Raw genomic sequence first — 20,748 nt, forward strand, 5'->3', positions numbered from 1 at the left:
AGTGCCGCTTGAGACCGCGATCGTTGCCATAAATGCACGCAAATGGCGGCAGCTTTTCCTGTATCCGGCTAGTTTCCGGCCACATGCTACCTGCCAACCAATGGATGTCGGCTACGCGCCGATACCGTTGAAAAAGTCGGCAATTGCCACGGGCTTCAGGGGCTGATTCACTCTGGTCATTGAGACCGGAGGCAGCGTGATGATGGGCGAGCGGCGGGTCGATCAGGCGGCCCTGTTCTATACCTTCTCGCTGGAGGACCACGTCCCGGCGAACCACCTGCTGAGGTCGATTGACCGGTTTGTCGAGTTGGAGGGCCTGCGCGCGCATCTGGCTCCGTTCTACAGCGCCATAGGTCGCCCCTCGATCGACCCCGAACTGCTGATCCGGATGCTGCTGGTCGGCTACTGCTTCGGCATCCGGTCAGAGCGTCGGCTGTGCGAAGAGGTCCACCTGAACCTGGCGTATCGCTGGTTCTGCCGTCTGGGTCTGGAAGGCGCCGTGCCGGACCACTCGACCTTCTCCAAGAACCGCCACGGCCGCTTCCGGGACAGCGATCTGCTGCGTCAGTTGTTCGACACGGTCCTTCGCCGCTGCATGGCGGAAGGCTTGGTCGGCGGCGAGGGCTTCGCCGTGGACGCCAGCCTGATCAAGGCCGAGGCGAACCGGGAGCGCAGCGTGCCGGGCGATCCTGGTCTGCCGCCCGAGGCGTCGAGCCGGGCTATCGACGAGTATCTAGCGGTGCTGGATGACGCGGCGTTCGGTGGGGCCACGCCGGTGACGCCCAAGTTCATCTCGCCGGTGGATCCGGCCGCGCGCTGGACGGCCGCCAACAAGGGGCCGGCCTTCTTCGCCTATGCCACCAACTACCTGATTGATCTGGAACACGCCGTCATCGTCGATGTCGAGGCGTCCACCGCCGTGCGGCCGGCCGAGCTGACTGCGGCCCGCACCATGATCGAGCGAGTTCAGGATCGGCATGATCTCCACCCCGACCGCCTTGCCGCCGATACCGCCTATGGCTCGGCCGAGATGCTGGAGTGGCTGGTCAACGACCAGGGGATCGCCCCGCACATCCCGATCATCGACAAGTCTGGCCGCACGGACGGGACCTTCTCCCGGGCCGACTTCACCTACGACCGTGCCGCCGACCTCTATCGCTGTCCGGGCGGCAAGGAACTGAAGCAATATCGGCGAGCCTTCCGCGCCGATCACCCCGATGCACCGCCGGATGACACCTATCGCTATCGCGCCTCCAAGCTCGATTGCGACGCCTGCGCGCTGAAGCCCGAGTGCTGCCCCAACGGGCCGGCTCGGAAGGTGACCCGTTCCATCCACGAAGACGCCAGGGACGTCGCCCGCGACATCGCCAGGACCGATGCCTACGTAACCTCCCGGCGCGAGCGGAAGAAGGTCGAGATGCTGTTCGCCCACCTCAAGCGCATCCTCAGGCTGGATCGGCTGCGCCTTCGCGGTCCCTGCGGCGCCCGAGACGAGTTCCTCCTCGCAGCCACCGCCCAGAACCTGCGCAAAATGGCCCGTCTGATCCCGCTACAGCCCGCCCCAGCACCCGCCTGAAGGCCTGAAGCGTCACGAACCCCGCCACAGCCTGACCAAAGCCGATCTCAGTCAGGCGACTTTTTCAACGGTATCCGCCAAAAGCAGACATTACCTAGTCGCCGTAAACCTGACCTTCTGGATCCGTTCGGAACGTCCGACACTCGTTAGCTGTTGGCCGCCGGCATCGGACCCAAGGCAAACGCCGGGGCTGAGGGCAGTCAGCATCACGTCGCATGCGAGGTCGCCGCCTTCCTCGCCCTCACCGCCGGAGCGGCGCTGGCCGCCGAGGCCTGCGCCTGCTGCAAGAACATGGTGCCCCTCACGGCGATGGACTGCTGCGACGAGATCAAGTCCGAGGCGCCTTTCCCGGCCCCGGTCCCGGGCCCCGCTCCCGTGTCGGCTTCGCAAGGCGACGCCCACACGCAGGCCATGCACCGAATTAACGGGCACTTTGACTGCTAGTCGCCGACCTTCGGTTCCGGCCTGCGCGCGTCTTCCAGTATCTCCAGACCGCCCTTGGCGGCGATCCCGGCGACGATGACCCCGACCACCAGGTCCGGCCAGGACTGGTCCAGCCACAACACCAGCCCGCCCGCGACGATGATGCCGCCATTGGAGGCGAAGTCGTTCAGACTGAAGGTCTCGGCGGCGCGCAGATTGACGTCGTCGCCCTCCAGCCGCCGCAGCAGTTGCAGGCAGATCAGATTGACCACCGCCGCGACGACGGCCAAGCCGATCATGGTCCAGCCGATCGGCTCGGCCCCCAGCCACCAGCGGCGTCCGGCGTCGATCAGAACGCCGGCGGCGAAGATCAACAGCAGCACGCCGGAGGTGGTTGCCGCCCGTCGTTTCCATGTCAGGGCCCGGCCGACCGCGAGGAAGCTGATCAGATAGACGACGCTGTCGGAGGCGTTGTCGAGCGCGTTGGCCAGCAGGGCGCTGGAGTCGGCGAGCAGACCGCCCAGGCCGAGCCCGGCGAACAGCAGGCCGTTGAGGATCAGGACGACCAGCAAGGTTCTGCGCTGGCGGTCATGCTGGACGTTGGTCGTCACGGGGTCTCCTCTCTCTTCTCCAGGGTGCGCGCCGCCAGGGTCGGCAGCACGAGCAGTGTCAGCAGCGTGGCGGTCAGCAGACCGCCGATGACGACCGTGGCCAGCGGCTTCTGGACCTCGGCGCCCGCTCCGAAGGCGAAGGCCATCGGGATGAAGCCGAGCATGGCGACGAGGGCCGTGGTCAGGACGGCCCTAAGGCGACTGACGGCCCCTTCCACGGCCGCAGCCAGAGGCGCGGCCCCTTCCTCGTAACGCTGGCGGATGGCCTGCATCAGCACCAGCCCGTTCAGCGTCGCCACGCCGGACACGGCGATGAAGCCGACGGCCGCCGAGATCGAGAAGGGCATGCCGCGCAGCAGGAGCGCCACTGCCCCGCCGACGAGGGCCAGGGGCACGCCCGCGAAGACTAGGGCGGCGTCCTTGATTGAGCGCAGGGCGAGGAACAGCAGCAGGCCGATGGTCAGGAAGACCAGGGGCACGATCATGGCCAGACGGGCGCTGGCGCGTTCGAGGTTTTCGAACTGCCCGCCCCAGTCGAACCAGCCGGAGACGGGCGGGCGCACCTCGCGACCGACGGCCGCCCGGGCCTCGTTGACGAAGCCGCCGAGATCGCGGCCCCGGACGTTGGCCTGAACGACGATGCGGCGCTTGCCGTTCTCCCGGCTGATCTGGTTGGGACCTTCGGTGACGTCGAAGCGGGCGACGGCCGAAAGCGGCACCGTCAGCGCGCCGGGTTCGGCGGCCTCCGGCATCACCGGCAACTGTGCCATCACCGCAGGGTCGTTGCGCAGGTCGTCGGCGAGGCGAACGACGACGTCGAAGCGGCGATCGCCCTCCAGGACGTGACCGGCCGACCGGCCGCCTAGGGCGATGGCTAGGGCGTCCGCCGCGTCGCTGGCGTGCACGCCCTGGGCCGCGGCTATCGTCCGATCGACGGCGGCGGTGATCGAGGGCTGGCCCGAGACCTGTTCGACGCGCACGTCGGCCGCCCCCGGGATGCGCCGCAGCACGGCGGCGACCTGGTCGGCGCTGGCCTGCATGGCGGCGAAATCGTCGCCATAGACCGAGACGGCTACGTCGGACCGGACCCCGGCGATCAGCTCGTTGAAGCGCATCTGGATCGGCTGGGTGAACTCGTAATTGTTCCCCAGCAGGTGGCCCAGTTCTTCCTCCATGCGCTCGACCAGCTCGGCCTTCGGCAGGGAGGGGTTCGGCCATTCGCTGCGCGGTTTGAGCATGACAAAGGTGTCGGAGATCGACGGCGGCATGGGATCGGAGGCCACTTCGGCGGTTCCGGTGCGGGTGAAGACCTGCTCCACCTCCGGCATCGCCTGCAGGGTTCGTTCGACCTGGAACTGCATGGCCTGGCTCTGTTCGAGCGAGGTGGATGGCACCCGCAGCGCCTGGACCAGAACGTCACCCTCGTCGAGCGTCGGCACGAACTCGCGACCGAGGCTGAGGAAGGCGAGCAGTCCGACCACAAGCGCGAGTCCCGCCCCGGCGACGACCGCCCTCGGACGCTCCACCACCCGCCGCAGCAGCGGCTCGTAGCGGGCCTTGGCCGCCCGGCTCAGCCGGGTCTCGTCGTCGTGGCCCTTGGGCTCGCGCACCCAGATGGCGGCCATAGCCGGCACGAAGGTGAAGGACAGAATGAAGGCTCCGAGCAGGGCCAACATGACCGTGCCGGCCATGGGTCCGAACATCTTGCCCTCGACCCCCTCGAACATCAGCAGGGGGGCGTAGACGAGGAGGATGATGGCCTGGCCGAAAGCGGCCGGTCGCGCCATCTCCTTGGCGGCCTCCACGGCCACGGTCAGCCGTTCCGGCAGACTCAGGGCGCGGCCGACGCTGTCGCGGCGCATGGCGAGGCGCCGCAGGGTGTTTTCGATGACGACCACGGCGCCGTCGACGATGAGGCCGAAGTCCAGCGCGCCGAGGCTGAGCAGGTTCGCGCTGATCCCGAACCGGTTCATCGCCGAGGCGGCGAACAGGAAGCTGAGAGGGATCACCAGGGCGGTGATGATCGCCGCCCGCACATTGCCGAGCGCGAAGAACAGCACGGCGATGACCAGCAGGGCCCCGAGCGCCAGATTGTGCTCGACGGTGCGGATCGTGGCCTCGACCAGCTGGGTGCGATCCAGGGCCGGCTTGACGACGACCCCCGGCGGCAGGCTCGCGCCGATCTCCTTAAGCCGCTCGCCGACGCGGTGCGCGACGGCGCGGGAGTTCTCGCCCTGGAGCATCAGCGCCGTGCCGACCACGGTCTCGCGGCCGTTGCTGCTCGCCGAGCCGAGGCGCGGCGCGCGACCGATCTCCACCCTGGCGACGTCGGAGACGCGGATCACCTGGCCGCCGCGATTGAGGATCGGAGTCTGGGCGAGTTCGTCGAGGCTGCGGATACGGGCGTCGGCGCGCACGATGTAGGCTTCGCCGGCCCGGTTCACATAACCGGCCCCGGCGATGCGGTTAGCGTGTTCGAGCGCCTCGACCAGCTGCACCAGGCCCACGCCGTAGGCGGCGAGACGGGCCGGGTCGGGATGGACGGCGTACTCCTTCACATAGCCGCCCTGGACGTCGATGCCGGCGACGCCTTCGACGGTCTTGAGCTGGGGCGCGATGATCCAGTCCTGCACCGTGCGCAGATAGGTGGCCTTCTCCTCGTCGGTCGTCAGGCGCTCGCCCTCGGGCGTGAGGTAGACGGCGCCGGTGCGGGCGGCCGGGCCGCTCAGCTCGACGGTGAAGATGAAGACTTCGCCCAGGCCGGTGACGACCGGCCCCATCGACGGCTGAACGCCTTCGGGAAGGTCGTCCCGCGCCGCCTGCATGCGCTCGTTGACCAGGCTGCGCGCGAAATAGATGTCCGTCCGATCGGTGAAGACGGCGGTGATCTGGGAGAAGCCGTGGCGCGACAGCGACCGGGTCTCGACCAGGCCGGGTAGGCCGGCCAGAGCCGTCTCCATCGGGAAGGTCACCTGGCGTTCGACCTCCTCCGGCCCCAGCGCGGGGGCGACGGTGGTCACCTGGACTTGGCGGTTGGTGATGTCGGGCACGGCGTCGATCGGCAGCCGCAGCAGTTCGCGCACGCCGAAACCCGCGAGCACGATGACGGCCAGAACGACGAGCCAGCGGTGTCGCACCGCCCCTGAGATGATCCGGTCGAGCATCAGTCCTCGTGCTCCACGGCGCCCTTGCCGAGTTCGGCCTTCAGCAGGAAGGCGTTGGCGCCGGCGATGCGCTCGGAGCCGGTCAGGCCGCGCACGATCTCGATCTGGTCTCCCGCCTGTCGACCGGGGACGACGGGCTGGGCCCGAAAGCCGGTGGGTGTTGCGACGAACACGACGCTGGCGCCGTCGACGGTCGGCGTAGGCGACCGCGAGCCCGGCCGCGACCTGCAGCCGGCTGGCGTCGCGGCGCCAGCGGGCGGCTTCCCGCTCCGACCGGGCGACGCCGACCCGGGCGCCGCGACGCCCCCAGAGCTCCAGATCCTGCGAGACCGTCAGGGTCGTCTCGGCTCCATCCACGCCCTGGAAGGGACCGCGGCCGAGGATGTTCTCGACCTCGAGCCCCAGTTCGGGATTGGGCCGGACGCCGGCCTGGGCCAGCCGCCCGTCGGCGGCGGCCAGATTGGCGTCGGCTTCGGCCGCGGCGGGCGCGGTCAACGCCTGGGTCAGCAGTTGTTCAAAGGCCGGCGCGGGATCGGCCCAGGCCGGAAAGCCGGCCGCCAGAGCCAGGACGGCGAAGGCGCAGCCGAACGCGCCCGCAGCCGGCGAGATGGCCGGGATGTCCATGTCGGGCATGAACATGCGCGATCCCGAGAACGCTCCGCCCGACATGGCGGTGGGCGTCGGCGTCGATGCGATCGCCATGGACCCCGCCAACCGTCTGGGTGAGCGTCCGATCGGTCTCACGACCGTCGATCATCGCGTCCTCGTCTACACCGACCTGGTGTCGCTCCAGCCGAACAAGGACCCGCGCCCCCCGTCTCGGACGATGGAGATCCACCTGACCGGCAACATGGAGCGGTTCATGTGGGGCTTCGACGGCCGAAAGTTCAGCGAACTGGTCGAACCGATCCGCTTCGAGCGCAACGAGCGGGTGCGGGTGACCCTGGTCAACGACACCATGATGGCCCACCCGATCCATCTGCATGGTCATTTCTTTGAACTGGTGACCGGCGGACCGGCCGGGCACCAGCCCCTCAAGCACACGGTCAACGTCGCGCCCGGCGGCAAGGTGACCTTCGATCTGACCGCCGACGCGCCCGGTGATTGGGCCTTCCACTGCCACATGCTGATGCACATGCACGCCGGCATGTTCAATGTTGTGACGGTGCGGCCCATGGACGGAGCTGCGTCATGAACCGCCTCGCCGTCGCCCTCGCCCCGCTGGTGCTCGCCGCCAGCGCCTTCAGCGCCCAGGCCCAGGACCCTCACGCGGGCCACACGATGCCGGCGACCGCGGCGCCGACGCGCCCCGCGCCAGCACCGCGGCCCACGCCACAGGCGCCGGCCCGACCGGCGCAGGATCCGCACGCCGGTCACGTCATGCCGCCCGCGCAGACGCCGCCCGCCGCGGATCCGCATGCAGGCCACCAGATGCCGGCGCAGCCCGCGCCCGTAGACCCGCACGCGGGACACCAGATGCCGGCGGCGACGCCCGGCCAGGCTGATCCGCACGCGGGCCACGACATGTCGGCCATGTCGCCCGCGCAGACCGACCCTCACGCCGGGCATGACATGTCGACCATGAGCATGGGGCCGCCCGATGTGGCGACCAGCTCCGACAATCCCGGCCGTCCTCCGGAGGACCCGCTCCCGGCCGCCGCCCTGGCCGGCCCTGCCCACGCCGCCGATCTCGTCTTCGGCGCCGAGGCCATGGCCGCCTCTCGCCGGACCCTGATTCACGAAAACGGCGACGTCCGCACCACGGCCGTCATTCTCGATCGCCTCGAAGCCGGCTTCGGCGACGACGGCGAGACCTACCTCTGGGACGTCCAGGGCTGGACGGGCGGCGACATCAATCGCTTCTGGTGGAAGTCCGAGGGCGAAGGCGACTTCGGCGGCGAGCTCGAGGAGGCTGAAGTCCAGGCGCTCTACAGCCGCGCGGTCACGCCCTTCTGGGACGTTCAGGCCGGCGTGCGTCAGGACTTCCGGCCCGACGGCGAGGACACCACGCATCTGGTCCTCGGCCTGCAGGGCCTGGCGCCCCATTGGTGGGAAGTCGACGCCGCCGCCTTCCTGTCGACCGACGGCGACCTGACCGCCCGCGTCGAGGCCGAATACGACCAGCGCATCACCCAGCGCCTGATCCTTCAGCCCCGCCTCGAAATCGACGCTTCAGCCAGCGACATTCCGGAACTGGAGATCGGTTCGGGCCTGTCCTCGATCGAGGCGGGCCTGCGACTGCGCTACGAATTCCGCAAGGAGTTCGCCCCCTATGTCGGCATCGAGTGGAGCCGCGCGTTCGGCGATACCGCCGACTACATCGAGGCCCGAGGCGGCGAGACCGACGACACCCGCTTCGTCGTCGGCCTCAAGGCCTGGTTCTAACCGAAGGAGAAAACCCCATGATGATCCGCACTCTCGTTGTCACCGCCGCCCTCGCGTTCGCCGGCGCCGCCGCCGCCCAGGACCCGCATGCGGGTCACGCTATGCCGGCCCAGGCCGCAGCGCCCCAATCCGGCATCACGACCGTTCCTGCGAATGGCGCGATGACCCAGGGTTCGCCCGAGCGGTTCAGCGTCACCTTCCCCCACGCCATGGTCCTCAAGACCGTCGCCCTCTCCGCCGAGGGGCAGGCTCCGGTCGACGTCACTGTCCCCGCCGCGCCGGCCGCCGCCACCGTCGGCGTGGCTCTTCCGCGCCTCGCGCCGGGCAACTACACGGCCGCCTGGACCGCCGAAGGCCCGGACGGCCACAAGATGTCCGGCTCCGTCAGCTTCATGGTTCACTAGGAGAACGACGATGAGGGTTTCCAACCTGCTGGCCGCCGCCGGCGCGATCCTGACCCTGAGCGCGGGCGCGGCTCTGGCGGCCGAAGGCTGCGATTGTTGCAAGGACATGGCTGCGGACGCGGCTATGACGTGCTGCGACGAGATGCAGGATGATGCGTCTTCGGCTCCCGCTCATTCACTGGCACCTGACAGCGCGCCTGCGAGGCCTTCGTCAGAGGCCGTGAACCACAATCAGCAGCGTTCACCAACCTAAGCGACACTTCTACGATTTCGGCAGGAACTCTCCGCCCAACCGCCGACGACCATCGGTCGAGCGCGCTAAGGTCGAGGCTGCAATGCCCCAGAACAAACTTTGGCTCACACCGGAAAGCGGACGCTCCCGGAGTCGCCAAAGAGTCAAAGGCGGCGGTAGAGACCAAATATGCGGCAAACGCCAGCGGCCGAAACCGGCCGATCGTCGTCTTGCAGAAGCGTTTCCGGCCAGTTTCTGGCCAGCGCCTGCAGGCTGCGGTAGGCTAAGTCATTGAGAAGAATGGTGGACGCGACAGGGATTGAACCTGTGACCCCCTCGATGTCAACGAGGTGCTCTCCCGCTGAGCTACGCATCCGCCGTAGGGCTCCGAAAAAGCGGTTCGGAGCGGGAAGAGCGGTCGTATAGCGGCGAGGCCGGGCTTCATCAAGCCGATTTCACGGCCAGAAAGAGATTTCTCGAAAACCGCCGTCAGATCAGCCGCTCAGGCGGCGACCATACGCTCGACCTCGTTGACCAGGTCGCGCAGGTGGACGGGCTTTGACAGGACCTTGGCGTCCGGCGTGGCCTGGGCGGCGGTCAGGGCCACGGCGGCGAAACCGGTGATGAACATGATGCGCAGGCCCGGCTGGCGAGCGGCGGCGACGCGCGCCACCTCAATCCCGTCAGCGCCCGGCATGACGATGTCGGTCAGCAGCAGGTCGTAGGGGCCGTGTTCCAGGGCGTCGATGGCGTCGTCGCCGTTCTCGCAGTCGATGACCTGATGGCCCGCCCGCTCCAGCGCGCGCGTCAGAAACCCGCGCAACGAACCGTCGTCTTCGGCCAGGAGGATACGCGCCATTCGAGAAACACCTTTGAAACAGACGACCAGACTAGAGGCGCAACGGTAAACCGCCGATGAAATTCACCGATCAGCCGACTTCCTTCCACAGCGAAACCCGTTATGCGGAGGCATGACCGACGGCGGCGACAGCTTTTCGATCACCGCGCCGGCCGCGGACGTCAAGGCGACCGCGCTGGTGTTCGCCTCGCCCCACTCAGGCGACCGCTATCCCAACGACATGGGCGCCGCGCCCGACCTGTCGCTCTCCAGCCTGAAAAGCGCCGAGGACGCCCTGGTCGGACAGCTGATCGCGGAGGGGCCGCGTCAGGGCGCGCCCCTGATCGAGGGCCGCGTCGGCCGGGCCTATGTCGATCTGAACCGCGACCCCGGCGAGCTGGACCCGGCGCTGATCGACGGCCTGGATGGGCCGGTCGGGGCCAAGACGGCGGCCGGCTACGGCGTCGTGCCGCGCCTGGCCGGCGACGGGACGGCCCTCTATGCGCGTCGGTTGAGCCTGGCCGAGGCGCAGGGCCGCATCGACAGGGTTCACCGCCCCTATCACCAGGCGCTGGGCGAACTGATGGAGACGACGCGGGCGACGCACGGCAGGGCGGTGATGATCGACTGGCATTCCATGCCGACGCGGGCGGTGGGGGCCGAGGTGGTGCTGGGCGACCGTTACGGCTCGGCCTGCAGCGCACGTCTCAGCCGGCGGCTGCGCGAGCTTTTCGAGGGGCTGGGCTGGCGGGTGGCGCAGAACCATCCCTATGCCGGGGGCTGGTCCACCCAACGCTGGGGTCGACCGGACGACGGCTATGAGGCGATCCAGATCGAGCTGAGCCGGCGGCTGTATCTGGACGAGGCGACGCTTGCGCCCGCCCCAACCTACGCCGCAACCCAAAAGGCCCTGTCGCGCGTGATCGCCGCCCTGTGTGCGGAGCCGTAAGCGCAAAGCCTTGGGGTCGCCTGACTGATCGCTGATCAGATCAAAAAAAAGCCGCACCCGAAGGTGCGGCATTAAAGTCTATAGGGAGGAAACGCCCAGGAAGGGCAAGACGCCCGGAGGCGTCAGAGGTCAACCTAGGTTGCGATGCACAATGGGTCAAGGCCGATATGCGCCTTCGCGGTCACGCCGTGTTACGCAAATACGGCATGTAACCGATAACATGGCGCGTATTAGACCAAAGTCTGACGCCAAGCCTTATCTCGCACTTGCGAAATAGCCAGCCTCACTGCTCCAGCAACCGCCGCGCGTTGCGAATGGCGCGGGCGGCCGGCGACGCTTCCTGGCGATAGATCAGCAGGCCGAACGACGACGCCACCCCCAACGCCAGCCACAGCGGACCGAACAGCCACGCCGCTGCCGCCAGGGCGAAATAGTATCCCCTCACCCCTTGGCTGAAGGAACTGAGGGCGGGATTCAGAAGTTGCCCCGCCGCCTCGCTGAACGCCTTGCGGTCGGTGTTGGAATGGAGTTCGGGGGCCGAACCGATCAGGGCCAGGGTGTAGTTCATCTGGCGCAGCGCCCAGATGAAATCCAAGAAGCCGCGCGCCAAGCACACCAGCACCAGGGCCAGCTTGGCCTCCAGGATCTTGAGCGGCACGTTCTCGGCTCCGACGGCCGCGAACCCCTGCAGCGCGCTCTCGCCGCCGAACAATATCCCGCCGACCGCCGCGATCAGCAGCAGGTTGGTCGAGGCGAAGAAGGAGGCCGAGTTGATCGAATGGCCCATCAGCTGGCTGTCGATCAGCTTCATCTCGCGGTGGGTCATGGACTTCATCCACACCGCGCGGACATGCTCCATGTCCTTGTTCAGCGAGCCGCCCTTCCTGCTGATGAAGGCCAGGATGGGGCTGTATCCCAGCCAGCAGATGAAAAAGAGCGCCAGGGCGGCCCAGTCGGTCAAGGTCATGCGCCAGATGTCCGCGATGACGCGCCCGGACGCAAGCCTGTCCGCCACATGTCGCGCTTGCCGTTGCGGGCTGGTAGGCTTATCACGCCTCGCCTTTTCGAATTTCGCAGTCGCAGCAAAGATCCGCCATGAACCTTGACGCCATTCCGGTCGGTCCCAACGCCCCCTGGGACATCAACGTCATCATCGAGATCCCGCAGGGCGGCCTGCCGGTGAAATACGAGATGGACAAGGCGTCCGGCGCCCTGTTCGTTGACCGCTTCCTGCACACCGCCATGTACTATCCGGGCAACTACGGCTTCATCCCGCACACCCTGTCGGACGACGGCGACCCCTGCGACGTGATCGTGCTGAACCCGACGCCGGTCGTTCCGGGCTGCGTCATCCGCTCGCGCCCCATCGGCGTGCTGAAGATGACGGACGAGGCCGGCGGCGACGAGAAGATCCTGGCCGTACCGGTCGACAAGCTGAACCCCTATTACACCGAGATCGCCAGCTATCGTCAGCTGCCCGCCATCCTGATCGAGCAGATCGAGCACTTCTTCACCCGCTACAAGGACCTGGAAAAGGGCAAGTCGGTCACGGTCCAGGGCTGGGGCGACGCCGGAGAAGCCGCCGACCTGATCGCGGCAGGCATGAAGGCCCACCAGGACAAGCTGGCCAAGACCAAGGCCGCCAACGCCGCCTGATCGGGCGACATCGGCAGACACATCAAAGGCGCCCTCCGCCGGAGGGCGCCTTTTTGTTGGGCGTCGGCTGTCAGCCCTTCCACTCGTTGCGCAGCAGGGCGTACTGGTAGGTGTTGACGTAGATCGGCTGGCCGTCACTGTCGGTCTCGAAGGATATGAACTCGCGGAACAGGCCCTCGCGGCGCATCTTCAAGCGCTCGCAAAGGCGTTGAGACGACAGGTTGTCGTCCTCGGTATAGGCATAGAGGCGCCGCGCCTTCTTCTGTCGGAACAGATGATCGACCAGAGCCACCGCAGCCTCCGACGCATAGCCGGCGCCGCCGAACGCCGGGTTGAAATTCCACCCGATTGAATAGGTGTCCGGCTCTTCGAACATGCCGAAGACATCCCCGATCACCCGTCCTTCTGCCTTCAGCTCGACGGCGATATAGTCGTCGGACTCGCCGCGTTTGCGCGCCTTGGCCTCGGCTGCATCCATGTCCTCCAGCCGCAGAGGCGCAAAACAGCTCACCGCGGGTTTGTGCAGATAGGCGAACAGGTCCGCCGCATCGGCGGCGTCGAAGTTCCTCAGGATCAAGCGATCGGTTTCCAACGGCGTCATGACGGTCTCGCTTCTTTTCGCATCGGCGGGCGCACATGCACGACCGACGGCGGGTCTATAGATCAGGTTCGCGGCGACAATCGCACGACGCGACGGCCTGCCCTCTCCCGCAACGGTTCGGCGCCTCCTATCTGCATCGCATGACTGAACTGACCCCCCGCGAGATCGTCTCCGAACTGGATCGCTATATCGTCGGCCAGAACGACGCCAAGCGCGCCGTGGCCGTGGCGTTGAGGAACCGCTGGCGCAGGAAGCGCGTGCCGGCGGACCTGCGCGACGAGGTGACGCCCAAGAACATCCTGATGATCGGCCCGACCGGCGTCGGCAAGACCGAGATCGCCCGGCGTCTGGCGCGGCTGGCGGGGTCGCCCTTCCTGAAGGTCGAGGCGACCAAGTTCACCGAGGTCGGCTATGTCGGCCGCGACGTGGATCAAATCATGCGCGACCTGGTCGAGAGCGCCCTCGTCATGGTGCGCGATCGGCGGCGCGGCGAGGTGCGGGCGCGCGCCGAGGCCGCGGCCGAGGACCGGATCCTGGACGCCCTGGTTGGACCGGGGGCGGGCCCGGCGACGCGCGACAGCTTCAGGAAGAAGCTGCGGGCCGGAGAGCTGGACGACAAGGAGATCGAGATCACGCTGGCGGATGCCGCCTCGCCCATCCACGGGCTGGATATTCCCGGCGCCGGCAACGTCGGCCTGCTGAACCTGTCGGACATGCTGGGCAAGATGGGCGGCGGGCGCACCAAGACCGTCAAGCTGATGGTCCGCGACGCGACCACGCCCCTGATCGCCGAGGAGGGCGACAAGCTGCTGGATCAGGACAGCCTGACGCAAGAAGCGCTGATGCTGGCCGAGAACGAGGGCATCGTCTTCCTGGACGAGATCGACAAGGTCGCCGCGCGGCAAGGCGCATCCGGGGCCGACGTGTCGCGCGAGGGGGTCCAGCGCGACCTGCTGCCACTGATCGAGGGGACCACCGTCTCGACCAAATACGGGCCGGTGAAGACCGACCATGTGCTGTTCATCGCCTCGGGCGCCTTCCACGTCGCCAAGCCGTCGGATCTGTTGCCCGAGCTTCAGGGACGGCTGCCGATCCGGGTCGAGCTGAAGGCCCTGACGCGCGACGACTTCAAGCGCATCCTGACCGAGCCCGAGGCCAATCTGATCCGTCAGAACCAGGCCCTGCTGGCGACCGAGGACGTGACCCTGACCTTCACCGACGATGCTGTGGAGGCCATGGCCGATGCGGCGGTGGCGGCCAACAGCGCCATCGAGAACATCGGCGCGCGCCGGCTTCAGACCGTGATGGAGCGGGTGCTGGAGGAGACCAGCTTCAAGGCCTCGGACCTGTCGGGCCAGACCGTGGCCTTCGACGGCGACGCCGTGCGCGAGAAGATGGACGCCCTGACCAGGGACGTCGATCTGAGCCGCTTCATTCTTTAGAGGCGGCCTCCACGGCCTTGCGGTTCTGGCGGTTTCGGAACCGGTCCGCCACCCGCTCGGCCTGACGCTGGGTGAAGGCCAGGGCGGCGGGGTTGCCGCGTCGGGCGCCGATGCTGTCGGCGACCTTGGCGCCCCGCTCGCCGATCGGCAGCGGCTTGCCGGTCGTGGTGTCCACGGCGGTCTGGTGCTCGATCTCGGCGTTCAGCTCGGCGCCCATCAGGATCACCTGCACCGACAGCCAGGTCCACAGCAGGAAACCCATCATGGCCGCCAGCGGGCCATAGCTGTCGGTCCGAACGAAGTTGTTCAGATACCAGCTGAACAGGAAGGACACCGTCAGACTGAGCAGCGCCGCAAAGATCGCACCCGGCGTGACCCAGCGCCAGCGCGCCCTCTGCCTGCAGGGACCGAAGCGGTAGATGACGGTCAGGGCGGCGATATAGCCCGCCAGCAGCAGCGGCCAGCGCAACAGCGCCAGATAGCCCCACTCCTCCTCCAGCCCGAACAGCCGCACCACCACCGGCACGCCCACGACCAGCACCGAGGTCAGCAGCACGGCGAAGATGGCCCCGACGGTGAATCCCATACAGATCAGGTTGTAGCGCACGAGGTTGCGCATCTCGATCTCGTGGTAGGCGACGTTCAGCCCGTAGAACAACACCTTGACCGCCCCGTTGGCGGTCCACAACGACAGGGCCAGGGTCCAGATCAGGGTGAAGGTCAGCTGGCTGTTGGAGTTCTGGGCCAGGCGCTGCATCTCCCCGCCCAGGAACTCGGCGATGCTGGACGGCAAGAGGGCGTAGAGGACGTTCAGCCGCCCCCAGGCGTCGGACGGATCGGCGAACAGGCCGTACAGGGTCACGAACGTACCCAGCAGGGGGAACAGCGACAGCAGGGTGAAGAAGGTCACGCCCCCCGCCAGGAACCCGACCCGGTCCCCGAAATAGGAGCCGCCGGTGCGCCAGACGATGTCGGACCAGCCCCTGTGCGGGATGTGCTCGGGCCGCCTGGCCATGCGGCCCCGCCCCGGCTCCTTGGCGTCATAGTCCTCGGGCGTGGGGGGCTTGGGCGGCAGGGGCTCGGGGCGTTCGGGACGCAGCTCGACCCCCACCTTGTGCCCCTGGCTGTACAGCAGGTGGGCCGCGCCCGCCCCGGCCGTCAGTCCCCCGACGGCCGCCGCCACATAGCGCCAGATCCCGCCGCCTCCCCCGCCGCCTCCCTTGCCCCCCCGGCGCGACGGACGCGACGACGACGACAGGCTGCGGGCGAGGCTGGACAGGACGGACGGGCGGCGGGGGGACTTGCGGTCGGACATGGTCTGGCGAACGGTATAGCTGCTCGCCCGTTCCGCAAATGCTTGAAATCGGCGCCCGCGCGGGCCAATCAGCGACCATGACCGCATCCAACACCCTGCTGACCGCGTGGAAGGCCGCCCAGGCCAGGCTGAAGACCGGCCGCATCGACAGCCCCGCCATCGACGCCCGCCTGCTGCTGGAGGCCGCCGCCGGCGCCAGCCGCATGGACATCCTGACCGACCCCTACCGCGTCATCACCGACGACCAGCTGGGCGCCTATGAGGCCATGGTCGAGCGCCGCCTGAAGCGCGAGCCGGTGTCGCGCATCATCGGCAAGAAGGGCTTCTGGAAGATCATGCTGAACGTCACGCCCGACGTCCTCAGCCCCCGCCCCGACACCGAAACCCTGATGGACGTGTCCATGCTGGCATTCGCCCGCAACGAGGCCTTCGACGCCATCGACCTGGGCACAGGCTCGGGCGCGATCCTGCTGGCGCTGCTGGCCGAGCGGCCGGCCGCCAAGGGCGTCGGCACCGACATCTCGTCGGAGGCCTTGGCCGTGGCCAAGGAGAATGCGGCCAACCTGGATTTGAACGACCGCGCCGTCTTCCTGCGCACCGAATGGGCGGCGGGCTTCGGCGACGCCAGCTTCGACCTCGTTTTGTCCAACCCGCCCTATATCCCCACCGACCATATCGCGACCCTGGACCCCGAGGTCCGCGACCACGACCCGCACCTGGCCCTGGACGGCGGCCCCGACGGACTGCAGGCCTATCGCGACCTGGCGCCCGAGGTGAGGCGCATCCTGAAACCCGGCGGCGTCTTCGCCGTCGAGATCGGCTGGGACCAGGGCCCCCAGGTCAAGGCCCTGTTCGAGGCCGCCGGCTTCACCGACGTCAAGATCATCAAGGACCTGGGCGAACGCGACCGCGTCATCACCAACGGCCCGGACCCGAGGACCAACCCGATCCCCAAAGACTGACTTCGGCACGGTAACGCTTTGATTTCAAAGCGTCACCTTAGGAACCGCGCCCGCACAGCCGGATTGATCCCACTCAGATTGGGAGATCCGACATGAAGGCGTTGTGCTGGCACGGCAAGGGCGACATCCGCTGCGAGGAGGTGCCCGATCCCACCATCGAGGACGGCCGCGACGCCGTCATCCGCGTGACCAGCTGCGCCATCTGCGGCTCGGACCTGCACCTGTACGGCGGCTACGTGCCCGGCATGAAGCACGGGGACGTCATGGGCCACGAGACGATGGGCGAGGTCGTCGCCGTCGGCAAGGACAACGACAAGCTCAAGGTCGGCGACCGCGTCGTGGTGCCCTTCACCATCAGCTGCGGCGACTGCAAGATGTGCCGCGCCAGCCTGTTCAGCCTGTGCCAGCGCTCCAATCCGAACGGCGCCGAACAGGCCAAACAGACCGGCTATCCGACCGCCGGCCTGTATGGCTACAGCGAGATGTACGGCGGGTTCGCCGGGGGCCAGGCCGAATATCTGCGCATCCCCTATGCCGACGTCGGGCCGATCAAGGTGCCCGAGGGGCTGACCGACGATCAGGTGCTGTTCCTGTCCGACATCTTCCCGACCGGCTGGATGGCGGCCGAGAACTGCGACATCCAGCCCGGCCAGACCATACTGGTGTTCGGCTGCGGGCCGGTGGGCCAGTTCGCCATCCGCAGCGCCTTCATGATGGGCGCCGGCCGCGTCATCGCCATCGACCAGGTGCCCGAACGGCTGGCCCTGGCCCAGGCGGCGGGCGCCGAGACCCTCGACTTCTCCGAGGGCGACCTGCAGGAGCGGATCAAGGCCCTGACCAATGGCGAAGGCCCCGATGCGGTGATCGAGGCCGTGGGCCTGGAGAGCCACGGCTCGGGCAGCCTGATGGAGAAGGTCCAGGAGACCGTCGCCGGCAAGCTGGAGCGCCCCTATGCGCTGAACGAAGCCATCGTGGCCTGCAAGCCCGGCGGGATCATCAGCCTGCCCGGCGTCTTCGTCGGCATAGCGCCCGTGATGCTGGGCGCCTTCATCGGCAAGGCCCTGACGCTCAAGACCGGCCAGACCCACGTGCAACGCTACCTGGAGCCCCTGATGAAGAAGGTCCTCGACGGCGACATCGACCCCAGCTTCCTGATCACCCACAAGATCGGGCTGGAAGACGGACCCGACGCCTACAAGACCTTCCAGGAGAAGAAGGACGGCTGCATCAAGGTGGTCATCAACCCGTGACGCCGATTTCAGACTCTGCGGCGTGAAAAACACCGTCTGAATAGTGCAATTCGTCTCAAATCCGCCCTCCCCGGCTGTGCGGCGCGTCCAATGCGGACGTGCGGAAACAGGATCGCACGGTTTTGGAGGGCGGACAGGAAGAGGACGCTGGTGGGTGGTAGGGGATTGAAGATTAGAAGGGTTTTCAGCAAGAATGGGAAAGTTGGAGTTAATTTCCGTTGCCGATCTGATTAGGCTTGGATGGTGAACTCATAGCTTTCCTTCTTACATCGACGTCTTTGCTCTTGGACTTAATCAAGGCTTCGAACGCTTCGAGTTGATCTACAAGTGCAATAAGGTCCGCCGGCAATGGCAATGATCCGCCCAAACCGGCAGCTTGGTCATGCCCCGTCAGCTTAGAAGCGGCCGTCATTCCGCGATCATAGGCTAAGAAAATATCGTCATCGAAAACTACCTTCTCCAGTCGCAAGGTCTGAACAGACGGACGATACCGTCGAATGGCGTCCCTAAAAACTAACTCTTCCAGACTTCTTTCCCACGTCTTGCGCAATCGATCATAAAAGTTGGTAACCGAAAGATGGTAGTTCTCATTATCCCCGCCCTCTTCATATAATTTTCGAGCTGACGCAGCAAGCTCGCGAAGCTTGTGCTTTCTTTCGCTGAGCTTCTGAGCGTCCCAAGGTGCCGGTTCTGCTGAAATCACGCCGAAACCGTCTGAACCCCGCTCTAGAAAAATCCGTGTGAATGGAACTTGGGCAGCTCCGCACGCTTCTTCCAGCATGAGCAGAAACGGCAAATCATGTGTAAGTATAATCACCTGGCGGAAAGCAGACTCCTCCGCCATCCGAGTGGCTACGTAGCCACGTCGAATGTGGTCAAGTGACGACACAGGATCATCCAGTACAATAGGAGAGGACCTACCGGACACGGCTAGTTCTGCGAGAAATGCAGCCAGCGCAACAGCTCTATGCTCGCCCTCACTCAAAACGGCCCCGGCGCTTACCTTTCCCTGCGAGCTGTTCAAACCGACTACCCGTTCTACCGCCCCCTTCCTCGCGCTTGCCGTCAATCGCACCGGCACCTGCTCTACTCGGAGCGCTATCTTTTGCTGTGTGAAGGCCTGCTCAAGTCGGTCGGCTACATTTTGCTTTATGAGATCGCCGCCGAAGCGTGAGATTGCGGCTGTGCCGCATTGATCCAGTGCGGTCTGGATTTTGTGAGACGCTTTCTGCAAGGCATGTCGCTGACGAACAACCTCGGCCGCACCGGCAAGACTCTTCCGACAACGATACGCCTTAGCTCGCAGGGCGAGCTCATCTGCGTTCCCCGCCGCAACTAGTCGGCCAAGTTCAGATTGTTGATCACGAAGCCTCCCCAATGTCACGCGAACGTCTGCTAGGGTTGGAGATGGCCAAGAAACGAAAGGCTCAGCGACTTCTTCGTTCAGAGCCCTCAGAATGATTGAAATTCGCGCGCCCGCAGCGGCGCGATGTGTCTCGAAAACGGCTGACGAGCCGGCATACTCTCGCGTTAAAATTGCGGGGATCGAGAGGTTTGCGAGGTCTGCTTGGAGCTGAATGTAATGCTCTATGATGCTCTCGCGTTCGGACGCAACTTGCGCAGCAGTTGCGGCTGCTTCTCCCGATACAAAAGCCCTGAACCGCTGCAACCGATTTCTCGCCTCGTCACCGAGTTCCTGCTGGCACAAAACGCAACGGTCGCCTGTTTCAGCGGGTGGGAAGCTCCGCTCAGGATAAGCTGCACCAATCGAGTATCGCTCCGCTGCTTGGTATAGCGCTCGCCAAAGCTCCTCGCCGGCCCCCGCTAGCGGCTCCTCTGGAAATGCCCCGGACGCGGCGAGCTTTGCTGCAGATCGACACGATACTTCACGGGCCACCAGCTGCTGAGCTTTGGCAAGCGCAGAGTCATCGAGACTGGCGACGATCTCATCCAGAGCGTCTAGGGTAGACCATAGAACTGAGACTGCATCCGCTAGCGTTCGCAATCGACCGTTTGGATCAGCCACTGCTTGCGACAGAGATGACAAGACCTCATCATCTGATGCATTCCATTGCAAGAATGCGTCAACTTGCTCTGCCGTTTTAGATGCAATGTTTTCAAAGAAAGCGTTTGCTTCGTCCGTCAGGGGTTCATCGCATATTTGCGTAGAGCATTGAATCTGAATGGCCTCTACGCGTTTGCTGAGATGTGATCCGACATCATCGAGTAAACCGCAAAGCCTCTCAAATACATCAAGACCGAACGGCACGTATGCCAAACCGCCCTTTTTCTCGACAAAGAACGGTGCCGTTTTAGTGTCGAATACGGCTACACTAGTTAATCGACTGTCAGGTCCGCCGTCTTGCCAATCGATAACAGCGCCTTGGCCCTTAACTCTTATATCTAGGCGAGCGCTGGCTACGCCGGGCGGAGATTTGTCAAATACGTTGCCGATGATTTGCTCCGCATCGCGGGCACCACAGGCGCGTTTTAGGATGCGCGCGTAACCGGACTTTCCAGCTCCGTTGTGTCCATAAATGACGGTGAGGCCTAGGTCACCGAACTTGAGAGTTTGAGCCGGCGCTAGGCGGTTTACGTTGTAAACATCGCCAATTTCCAGAATTGCCTCAGCATTCTCTTCCTGGTGCGCAATAGCAAAGTCTTCACTCGAAAGCGCGACGAGTTCGAAGGGTAAATCTTCCGGTTCCGCTAGAAGGGCAGTAGCGACATCCTCGACATCTTTTACGTTATGAGGTCGCCGCAGCACACGCCGCATAGCCTCCTGCTTCCAAAGCGGCTGCTGCGCGGCCCACTTGGCCATGGCCTTAGCCACCAGCTCGGCCGGGCTAACCTGTTCATCGACTTCGCTCATACTGCCCCCGATCCACCGATTGGACGCTAGGGCACCTCTTAGGCATGAGCAACTGGAAGTTGAGAAGA

Annotated in this window: 17 protein-coding genes, 1 tRNA gene and 1 pseudogene; 11 read left to right on the forward strand and 8 right to left on the reverse strand. The window is 65.9% G+C overall.

From position 1 onward, the window contains the following. Positions 1-199 precede the first annotated feature (199 nt). On the forward strand, positions 200-1,576 hold the full coding sequence (locus ACP69V_RS00145; protein WP_426024010.1) for a transposase: 1,377 nt from the start codon (positions 200-202) through the stop codon (positions 1,574-1,576). 153 nt (positions 1,577-1,729) lie between these two features. Further along, positions 1,730-2,020: a hypothetical protein gene (locus tag ACP69V_RS00150; protein WP_426022157.1), complete on the forward strand. Its 291-nt coding sequence runs from the start codon at positions 1,730-1,732 to the stop codon at positions 2,018-2,020. Here the strand turns inward: ACP69V_RS00150 and ACP69V_RS00155 are convergent. Together ACP69V_RS00155 and ACP69V_RS00160 are read right to left on the reverse strand one after the other, a co-directional pair. Continuing rightward, complete coding sequence (locus ACP69V_RS00155; protein WP_426022158.1) at positions 2,017-2,610, reverse strand: cation transporter; 594 nt, start codon at positions 2,608-2,610, stop codon at positions 2,017-2,019. The genes ACP69V_RS00150 and ACP69V_RS00155 overlap by 4 nt on opposite strands. Then, positions 2,607-6,413, reverse strand: a complete 3,807-nt coding sequence (locus ACP69V_RS00160; protein WP_426022159.1) for an efflux RND transporter permease subunit — start codon at positions 6,411-6,413, stop codon at positions 2,607-2,609. Before ACP69V_RS00160 ends, ACP69V_RS00155 begins: the two co-directional genes overlap by 4 nt. Here ACP69V_RS00160 and ACP69V_RS00165 point away from each other — a divergent pair. From ACP69V_RS00165 to ACP69V_RS00180, 4 genes and pseudogenes are all read left to right on the forward strand, one after another. Then, positions 6,352-6,969, forward strand: a pseudogene (locus tag ACP69V_RS00165) (multicopper oxidase domain-containing protein); the annotation flags it as partial. The gene ACP69V_RS00160 and the pseudogene ACP69V_RS00165 sit on opposite strands and share 62 nt — an antisense overlap. Beyond that, positions 6,966-8,159 (forward strand): copper resistance protein B, encoded by a 1,194-nt coding sequence (locus tag ACP69V_RS00170; protein ID WP_066629267.1) that lies wholly within the window; start codon positions 6,966-6,968, stop codon positions 8,157-8,159. The pseudogene ACP69V_RS00165 and the gene ACP69V_RS00170, both read left to right, overlap by 4 nt. Before the next feature lie 17 nt (positions 8,160-8,176). Then, complete coding sequence (locus ACP69V_RS00175; protein ID WP_245159507.1) at positions 8,177-8,563, forward strand: copper resistance protein CopC; 387 nt, start codon at positions 8,177-8,179, stop codon at positions 8,561-8,563. A gap of 10 nt (positions 8,564-8,573) precedes the next feature. After that, positions 8,574-8,816, forward strand: a complete 243-nt coding sequence (locus tag ACP69V_RS00180; protein ID WP_066629264.1) for an ammonium transporter family protein — start codon at positions 8,574-8,576, stop codon at positions 8,814-8,816. Positions 8,817-9,096: 280 nt separating this feature from the next. Here ACP69V_RS00180 and ACP69V_RS00185 read toward each other — a convergent pair. Both ACP69V_RS00185 and cpdR read right to left on the reverse strand, forming a co-directional pair. Beyond that, positions 9,097-9,171, reverse strand: a tRNA-Val gene (locus tag ACP69V_RS00185). 126 nt (positions 9,172-9,297) lie between these two features. Further along, complete coding sequence (gene cpdR, locus ACP69V_RS00190) at positions 9,298-9,654, reverse strand: cell cycle two-component system response regulator CpdR (protein ID WP_017506825.1); 357 nt, start codon at positions 9,652-9,654, stop codon at positions 9,298-9,300. Between the two features lie 112 nt (positions 9,655-9,766). On the opposite strand from cpdR, the gene ACP69V_RS00195 reads away from it, so the two are divergent. Next, a complete protein-coding gene (locus ACP69V_RS00195) occupies positions 9,767-10,582 on the forward strand; it encodes an N-formylglutamate amidohydrolase (RefSeq protein WP_426022160.1) in 816 nt (271 codons plus the stop codon). A 283-nt stretch (positions 10,583-10,865) separates the two neighbouring features. Here ACP69V_RS00195 and ACP69V_RS00200 read toward each other — a convergent pair whose 3' ends face one another. After that, on the reverse strand, positions 10,866-11,549 hold the full coding sequence (locus ACP69V_RS00200) for a DUF599 domain-containing protein (RefSeq protein ID WP_346494742.1): 684 nt from the start codon (positions 11,547-11,549) through the stop codon (positions 10,866-10,868). A gap of 128 nt (positions 11,550-11,677) precedes the next feature. Here ACP69V_RS00200 and ppa point away from each other — a divergent pair, with 128 nt between their 5' ends. Then, a complete protein-coding gene (gene ppa / locus ACP69V_RS00205) occupies positions 11,678-12,238 on the forward strand; it encodes an inorganic diphosphatase (protein WP_135193748.1) in 561 nt (186 codons plus the stop codon). Positions 12,239-12,308: 70 nt separating this feature from the next. Here the strand turns inward: ppa and ACP69V_RS00210 are convergent, their stop codons facing one another. Further along, positions 12,309-12,839, reverse strand: coding sequence for a GNAT family N-acetyltransferase (locus ACP69V_RS00210; RefSeq protein ID WP_426022161.1), 531 nt, complete (start codon positions 12,837-12,839; stop codon positions 12,309-12,311). Positions 12,840-12,979: 140 nt separating this feature from the next. On the opposite strand from ACP69V_RS00210, the gene hslU reads away from it, so the two are divergent. Further along, complete coding sequence (gene hslU, locus ACP69V_RS00215) at positions 12,980-14,281, forward strand: ATP-dependent protease ATPase subunit HslU (protein WP_426022162.1); 1,302 nt, start codon at positions 12,980-12,982, stop codon at positions 14,279-14,281. Here the strand turns inward: hslU and ACP69V_RS00220 are convergent. Continuing rightward, positions 14,271-15,596 (reverse strand): YihY/virulence factor BrkB family protein, encoded by a 1,326-nt coding sequence (locus ACP69V_RS00220; protein WP_426022163.1) that lies wholly within the window; start codon positions 15,594-15,596, stop codon positions 14,271-14,273. The two genes, hslU and ACP69V_RS00220, sit on opposite strands and share 11 nt — an antisense overlap. 77 nt (positions 15,597-15,673) lie before the next feature. Here ACP69V_RS00220 and prmC point away from each other — a divergent pair, with 77 nt between their 5' ends. After that, positions 15,674-16,558, forward strand: coding sequence for a peptide chain release factor N(5)-glutamine methyltransferase (gene prmC / locus ACP69V_RS00225; protein ID WP_426022164.1), 885 nt, complete (start codon positions 15,674-15,676; stop codon positions 16,556-16,558). A 92-nt stretch (positions 16,559-16,650) separates the two neighbouring features. Continuing rightward, entirely contained in the window at positions 16,651-17,808 is a 1,158-nt protein-coding gene (locus ACP69V_RS00230) for a zinc-dependent alcohol dehydrogenase (protein WP_426020227.1), read from the forward strand. A 208-nt stretch (positions 17,809-18,016) separates the two neighbouring features. Here the strand turns inward: ACP69V_RS00230 and ACP69V_RS00235 are convergent, their stop codons facing one another. Further along, positions 18,017-20,680: an AAA family ATPase gene (locus ACP69V_RS00235; protein WP_426022165.1), complete on the reverse strand. Its 2,664-nt coding sequence runs from the start codon at positions 20,678-20,680 to the stop codon at positions 18,017-18,019. Between the last annotated feature and the right edge of the window lie 68 nt (positions 20,681-20,748).

The organism is Brevundimonas sp. PWP3-1b1, assembly GCF_049896065.1.
Classification (GTDB): Bacteria; Pseudomonadota; Alphaproteobacteria; order Caulobacterales; family Caulobacteraceae; genus Brevundimonas; species Brevundimonas intermedia_B.